Annotated in this window: 2 protein-coding genes; both read right to left on the bottom strand. The window is 60.2% G+C overall.

From position 1 onward, the window contains the following. Positions 1-815: ABC transporter permease subunit (locus GX108_05110; GenBank protein NLO56418.1), on the bottom strand; the 815-nt coding region annotated here is incomplete at its 3' end. Continuing rightward, positions 805-1689, bottom strand: coding sequence for a betaine/proline/choline family ABC transporter ATP-binding protein (locus GX108_05105; GenBank protein NLO56417.1), 885 nt, complete (start codon positions 1687-1689; stop codon positions 805-807). The genes GX108_05105 and GX108_05110, both read right to left, overlap by 11 nt. Positions 1690-1793: the final 104 nt, after the last annotated feature.

Here is a 1793-nt window from a genome sequence, read left to right as displayed (position 1 = left end):
TGGGTGATACGGTCGATGACGATGCCCATGATCACGATGGATATCCCCGCCTCGAAGCCGCGCCCCACGTCGATGCGGTTGATGGCCATGAGCACCTCCTGGCCGAGGCCCCTGGCCCCAATCATGGAGGCTATGACGACCATGGCGAGGGCCATCATCGTGGTCTGGTTCACCCCGGCAAGGATAGAGGGCATGGCCAGGGGTATGCGCACCTCCTTCAGGAGTTGCCACCGCGTGGCGCCGTAGGCCCTGGCCGCTTCCTGGGCCGGGGCGGGGACCTGGCGCAGCCCCAGGCAGGTGAGCCTCATCACCGGCGGAAGAGAATAGATCAGGGTGGCTATCACGGCGGGTACCTTCCCCAGGCCGAAGAGCATCATGGCCGGGATGAGGTACACGAAGCTGGGCATGGTCTGCATGGCATCCAGCACGGGCTGGATGAAGCCGGCGAAGAAAGGGATCTCGCCCATGACCACTCCCAAGGGTATCCCTATGATGAGGGCGATCACCACCGAGGTTATGACCAGGGCAAGGGTTTCGATGGCCAACGCCCAGAGGCCGAAGATCCCTATGACGAAGGGAAGGGCTGCAAGAACGATCGTCGGTAGTGCTTTTTTCGTGGCCGTCCATGCCATGAGGGCGATAAAGACCAGGTAGGCCCACCAGGGTATGGCGACCAGGATGCCCTGTACCCACAGCAAAAGTCCCAGTATACCCGAGGAAAAACGGTCGAAGGCGGAGCCGTGCGTGTTGAGCAGCCATCTGATGGCGTGATTCACGCTCTTCGCTACGGAGAATTTCAGCGTCTCAGGAAACATCGTCGATCCCCGCCTTTTTTGCCTGCGACGCCGCCATGGCAGCCATCTGCTCGTCGGCCCTCCGGATCTCGTCCCGCTTGTCCTGGACGAACCGGGCCACGTAATTATCGGCCGGGCGGGCGAAAACCTCCTCCGGCCTGCCTATCTGGACTATCTCGCCGTCACGCATGACGGCCATCCTGTCGCCGAGCCGCATGGCCTCGTCGAGGTCATGGGTGACGAAGAAGATAGTCTTGCGATATTCCTGCTGAATCCTCATGAGTTCATCCTGCATCTCGCGGCGAATGAGGGGATCCAAGCCGCTGAAGGGCTCGTCCATGAGGAGGAGGGGGGTATCGGCCACATGGGCCCGGGCGATACCGACCCTCTGGAGCATGCCTCCGCTCAGCGAGGCCGGGTAGTAATCGACCCAATCCTGGAGGCCGACCACCTTCAAGCTCTCAAAGGCTCTTTCGTGGCGTTCCTTTTTCGGTACGCCCCGCAGTTTAAGGCCAAAGGCCGCGTTCTCCAGGACGGTCTTGTGGGGAAGAAGGCCGTAGTGCTGAAAGACCATGGCTACCTGGTTCCGCCGAAACTCGGTGAGTTCCTTCATGTTCATGGCCGTGACGTCCTGGCCGTTTATCCAGACCTCGCCCCAGGAGATCTCGACCAGCCTCAACAGGCACCGGATGAGCGTCGATTTGCCGCTCCCGGAGAAGCCCATGACGATGAAAACCTCCCCGGGTTTGACGGTGAAGGACACTCCCCGGACGGCGACGACCGATTCGTTGGATTCGTCCAGCGCCGCTATCAGATCTCGGTCGTCCACGTCGAAGATGACTTCCTTATCGGAGTAGACCTCCCAGAGATCTTTCACTTCTATAATATTGTTCATCACTAGCTTCTACAGTTTCGCCAGGGCTGCCTCGACCTTCCCGGCCACTTCGCCGGGGAGCCATGACTTCCAGACGTCCCTGAAATTTTTGAGGAACCAGATGC

The organism is Thermovirga sp. (assembly GCA_012523215.1).
In the GTDB taxonomy this organism is placed as follows: Bacteria; Synergistota; Synergistia; order Synergistales; family Thermovirgaceae; genus 58-81.
Note: the sequence above shows the minus strand (reverse complement) of the source record. Positions and strands in the feature narration are given on the sequence as shown.